Consider the following 8,462-nt stretch of genomic DNA (forward strand, 5'->3'; position numbering starts at 1 on the left):
GAGATATATTAGAACAACATTCCAGACTTTAAATAAATACCTAGATTCCATAGAAAATTCCTGTAAGTATACCTTGTCCAATGGACACCTTGAGGGCATTAACAATAAGATTAAAACAATAAAGCGAAGTGGCTATGGTTATCGTAATTTTAAACATTTGAGAGCACGTATTCTAATTAGCTTTAAGTTGAAAGAAAAGACCAACAAAGAAATCAGACCCTTAACTTTTGAAGAAGAAAAAGAAATCGTCAAACAATTAAATACTAAAGTCGCATAAATAAAGGTAGAAAGCATGTCGACTTTCTACCTCGGAAATCTCTGACCAACACGATTTGACAAAGAACCATTCTTGTCACGTTTATAACACTGTTGCCTTTTTTTAATGTTCTAATGTTATTATGTAAAAAAGCACTGTCACTAATATTAGTGACAGTGCTTTTTTATTGAAATATTATAAGCTTTTCAGTGCCTCATCCAGAGTGTCTTGTCCAGTAACTAAATCAAAGGACTTGTGGTACGTATTCTCATTATCTAAAGTTGCAACAATTGTTTTAGCTACATCTATTCTAGGGATACTAAATACGTCATTGTCTTTGATTGCTTCTTTGACAAGAACTTTTCCAATTGACTCTTCGTTTAGAAGCATACCTGGACGAACAATAGTATAGTTGAGGTTAGAGTCTAACAGCCACATATCAGCAAAGTGTTTGGCTACATAGTAACCTTTAAGCTCTTCACTCCATCTATCACGTTCATCTGCACCAAGGGCACTTACCATTACGAAACGGTCAATTCCGCTCGCTTTGGTGGCTTCAATAACTTTGACTGCTCCGTCTAAATCGACTAGCAATGTTTTATCAGATCCCGTACTTCCTCCTGATCCAGCTGTGAATACAACCGCATCAATATCCGTCATACTTTTTTTAATCTCGTCTATAGAACTTTCTAAATCTCCCAATCGCGCTTTTACATCCTGTTTTTTAAAGTGTTCAACTTGTTCTTCTTTTCTGACGAAAGCGATGGGGTTATGCTTGCCTTGTTTTTTTAATTCATCGATTAAATGCTGTCCTATCTGACCATTCGCTCCAACGACTAATACATTCATATTATCGCTCCTTTAATATTTTTAACTCTTCAATAAGCTTAACAAAAAGAAAGAGCGATAACCAAAAAGATGCCTCAATATATTGATTTTGCGTTTTTCGGCCATTTTAGAGTCAGAGCAATCAGACCTCAAAATACTGCTCTACTAAAAATTATACCGTCCAATTTCCCGGACTCCAGAGTGTGCCGTCCAACTCACCTTGTAATTGTTCTTCTCTTTTTTCTTGCTCCAGAAGTAAAGCGACTGTTGCTTGCAGCAACGCTTTTTGTTTATAGTCCTGACTTTCTGATTCTAATTGTTCCAACTGCGCTTTTAACCATTGATTATCTTCCATAATATCCCTCTTTATTTATCATCATAATTATCTAAGTGTAGTCTTAGTTCGTCGAGCTCTAGGCGATTATCTTCTATTTTGTCTATTGCTTCTTCAATAACGAATGTTGCATGTTCACCTGGCAAGGTCTCTTTCGACGTTTTTGTTAACTGCTTTATGAACCATTCTTCTCGTCTTTTCAATGATATTGGCTGTTCTAGGCTAATGTATTGTTGATAATCAATGAGTAAGGCCTTTTTTTGTTTTTCAGTCATATATGAAAATTGAAAAATGGTTAAGGGTTTTAAATATGTCATCCCCGTCTTCTTGGCCATCGCCTGGTATGGCTTCGTTAATTCACTAATACTGAACCCTTCTCGTCCACCTGTTTGATATTCTTTCTCAGGCAGCCCAATTGCAAGGACTAGTCCAAATTCTTTATTTTGAAGTCTGTTCCCCCTGTAGCCAAATGCAAAATGCTCAGTTAATACTTCATCCTGCCATTTTTTTAAAAGTGGGGGAGAAGAGTACCAGTAAAACGGAAACTGAAAAAGGACGCGATCGTGCTCGCGCAAAAGTGCCTGCTCTTTTTCTACATCAATATTTCCATTTGGATATGTTTCTTCAAGTAAGTGCAAGGTAATATCTTCATCATCCGGCAAAGACTGAATTAGAAATTGTTGACTTCCTGATTCTAGAACGGTGGGATGTGATACAATAATTAAAGTTTTCACGGAAATTCTCCTTAGATGTGATTCCTGTTTGTTGATACGAGTTAAGTATACCAAATTTTTTTAAGCAGAGTGAACAATAGAATCTAAAGGTATAAACAATTTTAAATGGACATAAAAACGCTACACTCTTTGACATTTAAAGAGTGTAGCGTTCTGCGCTGGGCTTCTAGGACCTGTAGTGTTCACTCAAAACTTTTATGGCGCCCAGTTTGACATTTAAGAGTAAAAACTGGTCACTCAGCCCTCGCTATCTTTTGGGTAGGACATTTTCAGCAAAAAAGTGGTCACTCAGTTGAAATTTCTCGCTGGGCTCGACATTTCTCCTCTAACTCAGAAATTTTATCAAATAGAACAACAGCTTTCATCGAATTATTCAGTAATCATATTTTTAAATAGTTCATATAACTCTTTGTGTTTACGCTTCAAGGATACTGGACGATATGTTTGTTTGTTCAGAAAGGCATGTTTTGTTTCCCCGACGACTCGAATATCTTGCGTTTTCTTATCTCGAACGACATAATTCACAAGCAACTTAACCCCAGTAAATTCTTTGACCGTCGCTTCAATTTCTACAGTCTCTCCAAAACGTGACATCGTTTTATATTCAACATTTACGCCCAGAACAGGAATGACAATCCCCTCATCCTCCATGCGCTTATAGCTAAAACCGATATCATCCATCAGATTTGTACGTGCTTCTTCAAACCATCTAATGTAATTTGAATGATGTACGATTTGCATTTGATCTGTTTCATAATAGTGTACTTTACGAGTGTATATCTCCATTTTCTATCTCCTACCCTACTCATTTTGAAATCGTCATTTATTAAATCTTTTTGTAAAAGTGATTGTTAAAATAATCACCACGTCACCGAATCATCATTAGTCTGTTTTTCCACTTTAATATAAGAGACTAAACGCTGTAAATCATTAATTTGCGACATGATTGTTTGCCCAACGGTGGTATCTTTAATTAATTTGCGTTTCTGTTTAGCGTCTATCATTTTTTTAAGAGAGGTATCCTCTTTGTTTTGCTTAAATAGTTTATCTACTGATTCAAAAGGTTGATGAATGACTAACTGAAAGCCATAAGAGTTATTTAGTAAAGAGTAGCCGGCTATTCCTGTATCTTTTCTATAGGCCTTATTCATTCCACCATCAATGACAAATAATTTTCCTTTTGCTTTAACTGGCTGCTCCCCTTTGTTAGCTTTAACGGGGGTGTGACCATTAATTATCTTGGAGTGTTTCGCGTCCAGTCCAAACGAAGTTAATATATTATATGCAATTTCCTCATCATCTCTCAAATCAAAATAAGCATTCCTTTTTTCTTCGTGCATATCTGTATCTTTGATATAATATCTTTCAAATGTCGTCATCTTATCTCTCCCAAAGAGTGGTGAAACTGGACCTGTCCAAGCATACCAAATCAAATCAGTTGAGAAATCTTCAGTTATCTTAGGATTTAATGCAGCTTGCCGAATATGTTTCTCATAAAAATCCAGCATGTCCTTACCATGCGCATCGCTATCTTTAAATCTCAACTTCATAAATTTCCCAGTTTCATCCATTGGAATACATCCGTGAAACAACAAATGATCATTATATAAAAGATACATACTCCCTTTTTTCAACATAAACTGACTAATGCGCTCAATTTTTTCTGATTGTTGGAAACTTTCTAGTAAAGTCTTTATAATATATTGCTCTTCAGAATTTAAAGAATATGGAGTATCAAAATTTATTTGGTCATAGGGAAATCCATCTAAAGAACACGTGCGTCCATTTAACTCTATCGTCTTATTTTTCTGATCAATTTTATCGAGTAATAGTCGGTCTTCCATTTTAAACTCTGGTCTTCTATGAATAATCTGCCCTTCAAGTTTGAACTGAATGACCGCTAGCGCCTGATGTACTTTGGTTAACAAGGTTTTACTCTCTTCTTTGAATATGTTTTTTTCATCTGATAGAATCTTTGGTTTAAAAGCCTCATGTACAGAGTAATTTTCTTCTGCATAGAGAAAAAGCGGTCTAAGATTGAGCCCGTATGTTTTTTCGAGATCAAAAAGATAACCGTATCGTGCTGCAATACGAAGAAGTGTCATTAAATTAACCTTTGATCCGTACATTGCTCCCATCCACAAGACGTCATGATTTCCCCATTGTATATCAACAGAGTGATGAGCCATTAGTTTCTCCAGAATATCATATTCTCCGCTAGATCGATCAAAAATATCCCCCACCAAATGTAAATGATCAATCACCAAACGGGGGATCACTTGGCATATAGCAATGATGAATGACTGAGCCTGTTCCAGCTCGATCAGTCTATCAAGAATGTTTTTATAATATAAATTTTTTTCATTACGAGAAAGATCCGTATACAAGAGTTCTTCAATAATATATTGATATTTACCAGGCAGCGCTTTTCTGACTTTCGATCGTGTATATTTAACAGAACAAAATCGCATAAAGTCAATAAGGTTTAAAATCGTTTCAGCGTACCACTCTTTTGTCTTGCTCCCCGGCTCCATTCTAGCCAAGGCTTCTTTGGGATAGCTAATCATTAAACTGAATGCATTCTTTTTATTGTTATCCCATTTTTCTCCATAAAAATTTTCTATTTTCTCTCTTACATTTCCAGATCCTGTTCTAAGAATATGTTCAAGCGTTGTAGAAGCACCATGGATATCTGATAAGTACAATTCTGTCCCCTTTGGTAAGTTTTGGATGGCTTCAAGGTTTATTAATTCAGTATACACAGACTCCGGATTCTGATATTTTTCTTTCAAAAATTCTAAGTATTTAGTATCCTTCATTTTTATCCTCTCCTATAAGCTTCCATCTAAACGCTTTATTTATGAGTTTGTGATTCCTTTAATTTCTATGAATGCACGGACTATTTCCTTCGCTTACTTCATATTACCTTCAACAATCAGGTAATTCTTGATCTATGTACGCCTTTGATTCGCTCTACCCCTAACATGTCTTCTGTCAATTTCTTCTAAATCTCTTCAATAAAGAAAGTCTCCCTCTGTTTTTAGTATAACACTTTTAAAAAAGAGCTTTCTATGTATTTACATAATTAAAAAAGAGAGACTTAGCACGATACGCACTTTGCCTCTCTTTTACTCTCATACTCTATTTTATTTTACACACAACTATTCAATAACCAGTGCTTAAAATTAGTCCTGTATTGATTGGTTTGCTGTAATAATAGCTGTTTTATAGACGTCTTCTTCTACAGATCCACGCGATAAGTCAGATACTGGTTTGTTTAATCCTTGTAAAATAGGACCAACAGCCTCGAAGTTACCTAACCGCTGGGCAATTTTGTAACCAATGTTTCCGGATTGTAGTTCTGGGAAAACAAACACAGTCGCTTGTCCAGCTACATTTGAATCTGGTGCTTTCTGTTTTGATACAGCGGGTACAAAGGCAGCATCGAATTGAAGTTCTCCATCAATATCAAACTCAGGAGCCATTTCTTGGGCAATACTTGTTGCTTCACGTACTTTATCAACAACTGGAGAATCAGCAGATCCTTTTGTAGAAAAGCTTAAAAGCGCTACTTTCGGATCGATATCAAACATTTTTGCCGTCCGTGCACTTTCAACAGCGATTTCTGCTAAAATTTTCGCATCCGGATCTGGGTTAATGGCGCAATCAGAAAAAACATATTTCTCTTGTCCACGTCCACGTAGCATAATAAATGCTCCTGATGTACGCGTGATGCCTGGGCGTGTTTTTATGATTTGTAGTGCCGGTCTAACCGTTTCACTTGTTGAATGGACTGCGCCACTAACTAAGCCATCTGCTTTATCCATATATACAAGCATTGTTCCGAAGTAATTAACTTCAAGAAGTTGTTCTCTTGCTTGTTCTTCTGTTGCCTTGCCTTTACGACGTTCAATAAATGCATTCACCATGTCGTCATATTCTTCATACGTATGTGGATTGACAATATCTATTCCCGTTAAGTCAAAACCATTTTCTCTCGCAACTTCTAAAACCTGCTCTTTATCCCCTAGTAAAATAGGTGTGAGTAATTCGTCATGATATAAACGAACTGCCGCTCCCAAAATACGTTCATCTAATGCTTCAGGAAAAACGATTTTTAAGTCTTTTCCTTGGATTTTACTTTTTAAACTATCAAATAAGTCCACAGTTGTTCCCTCCGTTATTGTTTTTCTACATATAATATACTAACACTTTCTCACCATAATTTATAGTAGTCTTTGAATATTCATTTATATATTTAAATCTTCCGGAATTTCCCAATCGATTGGTTCTTCTCCAATATTTTTTAGCGCGCTATTTGTTCTAGAAAAGGGCTTTGATCCAAAGAATCCTCTATAGGCAGATAATGGACTTGGATGCGGAGCTGTAAGCACGATATGCTTGGATTCATCAACCATTTTTCTTTTTGCTTTGGCTGCATTTCCCCATAAGAGAAAAATAAGTGGATTTTCACGTTCATTGAGTGCACGAATGACTTGATTTGTTAACTCTTCCCATCCTTTATTACGGTGCGAGTGAGCCTCCCCTTTTCTTACGGTCAATACGGTGTTCAAAAGAAGGACACCCTCTTGTGCCCATTTTTTTAAATAGCCATGCGAAGCCGGTGGGATACCTAAATCATTCTCTAATTCCTTGTAAATATTACGCAAGGAAGGCGGAATCGAAACGTTAGGATCGACTGAAAAACTTAACCCGTGTGCCTGATTTTCGCCGTGGTATGGATCTTGTCCGAGTAAAACAACTTTGACTTCATGATAAGGTGTCCAGTCAAAAGCCTGCCAAATATTCTCTTTTTTCGGATAAATTGTTGCCGTCGCATATTCATGTTTCAAAAAACTTTTCAACGCATGATACGTTTCCTCCTTGGCAGCTTCTTCCAATATTGGCTGCCAATCATTCTCTACAGAAATAGTCATAAAGCATCTCCTTTTGATATAATTTTAAATTTATAGATAAACATCATGTTCTCTCACTGGTTTATTTGGTATGCTAGTCTTGAACGATTATTAAGATTTAGAGGAGAGGACATATAAATGATAAAACTTATTGTTTCCGACATGGATGGTACCTTGCTTGATGAAAACATGGAAATCAGCCATGCCAATGTTTCAGCTATTAAACGTGCGCAGAGCCAAGGGATCCACTTTGCTATTGCAACCGGACGAGACTTCCCAATGGCTTATCCACTACTTGAAGACAACGATATACGCTGTCCGCTAATTGCCCACAACGGTGCTCAATACTTTGACGAGGACTGCAACATCAAATATAACCGTGGCTTAGAAAAAAGTACGGTCAGAAAAATGCTTTCTATTTTTTCTGATTATAGTGATATTCACGAAGAATTAATGACTTCAAAAGGGATTTATTCTGACAACAAGGATAAACGTATAGAAATGCTAGCCCTTATGCTTTATGATATGAACCCAGACACCTCTTATGAAGAAGCTACAGCAAATGCTGCTGATTACGCTGAAGAATTGAAAATCAACTTTGTAGATGATTACAGTGAAATCCTTGATGATGATAGTGCTGTTATTCTCAAAGTCTCTGTTCACTCAAGCAAAGGTCGGGAAATATTAAAACCCCTTAAAGAGGAACTCGAACGTGACATACCTGTTTTAGCTATCACGGCCTCCAGTAAACGAAATCTTGAAATTAACCATGAAGGAGCTCAAAAAGGTATCGCTGTCTCTCAATTGGCCAAGCAATTAGGTGTAAACTCTGATGAAGTCATGACCATTGGTGACAATATCAATGACTTATCTATGCTTAAGTGGGCTAAATACTCTGTTGCCGTAGATAATGCGGAACCAGAGGTTAAAGAAGCAGCTAACTTTAAAACATCGAGCAATCGACAAAATGGTGTGGCCGAGGCCATTTCTCGTGTATTGAGTGATAAGTTTTATAATGAATAAATAATTAAGTAAAAGACCACTATTCATTATAGTGACCCCAAAAAGTTAGACTTTTTAACAGAGTAGATAATCCTACTCTGTTTTTTTATGCGCTTTGTTTTAAATAAGGTGGTGATAAACGGTATTCAATCGGACTTAACCAATTAAGTTTTTCTTTCATTCGATAGTTGTTGTAATAATAAATATAGTTGCCTATTGCTTTTTCTAATTCCTCATAACTTTTATAAATACGTCCGTGATACATTTCTTGTTTCAAGATACTAAAGAAGTTTTCCATTGGACTGTTATCGAGACAATTTCCCTTACGGGACATGCTCTGGAAAATCTTATTATCATTTAATTCTTCTCCATAAGCTCGCATTTGATAAGCC

General features: G+C 36.3%; 10 protein-coding genes. 2 read left to right on the forward strand and 8 right to left on the reverse strand.

The genetic code is table 11. The annotated features are described in order from the left end of the window. On the forward strand, nt 1-277 hold a 277-nt coding region (locus BMX83_RS10005), incomplete at its 5' end, for a transposase (RefSeq protein ID WP_143059514.1). Between the two features lie 174 nt (nt 278-451). On the opposite strand, the gene BMX83_RS10010 is transcribed toward BMX83_RS10005, so the two are convergent. From BMX83_RS10010 to BMX83_RS10040, 7 genes are all read right to left on the reverse strand, one after another. Then, a complete protein-coding gene (locus BMX83_RS10010; protein ID WP_091636635.1) occupies nt 452-1,105 on the reverse strand; it encodes an SDR family oxidoreductase in 654 nt (217 codons plus the stop codon). A gap of 151 nt (nt 1,106-1,256) precedes the next feature. Further along, on the reverse strand, nt 1,257-1,439 hold the full coding sequence (locus BMX83_RS10015; RefSeq protein WP_091636638.1) for a hypothetical protein: 183 nt from the start codon (nt 1,437-1,439) through the stop codon (nt 1,257-1,259). Nucleotides 1,440-1,450: 11 nt separating this feature from the next. Next, a complete protein-coding gene (locus BMX83_RS10020; protein WP_091636640.1) occupies nt 1,451-2,152 on the reverse strand; it encodes an NAD(P)H-dependent oxidoreductase in 702 nt (233 codons plus the stop codon). A gap of 369 nt (nt 2,153-2,521) precedes the next feature. Next, on the reverse strand, nt 2,522-2,938 hold the full coding sequence (locus tag BMX83_RS10025; protein ID WP_091636643.1) for an acyl-CoA thioesterase: 417 nt from the start codon (nt 2,936-2,938) through the stop codon (nt 2,522-2,524). A 74-nt stretch (nt 2,939-3,012) separates the two neighbouring features. Then, the gene (locus BMX83_RS10030) at nt 3,013-4,971 is read right to left on the reverse strand and encodes a fructose-bisphosphatase class III (RefSeq protein WP_091636646.1); all 1,959 of its coding nucleotides are present in this window, start codon (nt 4,969-4,971) and stop codon (nt 3,013-3,015) included. 366 nt (nt 4,972-5,337) lie between these two features. Further along, on the reverse strand, nt 5,338-6,318 hold the full coding sequence (gene pta, locus BMX83_RS10035) for a phosphate acetyltransferase (RefSeq protein ID WP_091636649.1): 981 nt from the start codon (nt 6,316-6,318) through the stop codon (nt 5,338-5,340). An 84-nt stretch (nt 6,319-6,402) separates the two neighbouring features. Then, nucleotides 6,403-7,089, reverse strand: a complete 687-nt coding sequence (locus BMX83_RS10040; RefSeq protein WP_091636651.1) for a uracil-DNA glycosylase — start codon at nt 7,087-7,089, stop codon at nt 6,403-6,405. 117 nt (nt 7,090-7,206) lie between these two features. On the opposite strand from BMX83_RS10040, the gene BMX83_RS10045 reads away from it, so the two are divergent. After that, entirely contained in the window at nt 7,207-8,091 is an 885-nt protein-coding gene (locus tag BMX83_RS10045) for a Cof-type HAD-IIB family hydrolase (protein ID WP_091636655.1), read from the forward strand. 85 nt (nt 8,092-8,176) lie between these two features. Here the strand turns inward: BMX83_RS10045 and BMX83_RS10050 are convergent. After that, nucleotides 8,177-8,462 (reverse strand): IS3 family transposase (locus BMX83_RS10050; RefSeq protein ID WP_143059532.1); only part of this gene is annotated, 286 nt, incomplete at its 5' end.

It is taken from the genome of Alkalibacterium gilvum, from assembly GCF_900109085.1.
Classification (GTDB): Bacteria; Bacillota; Bacilli; order Lactobacillales; family Carnobacteriaceae_A; genus Alkalibacterium; species Alkalibacterium gilvum.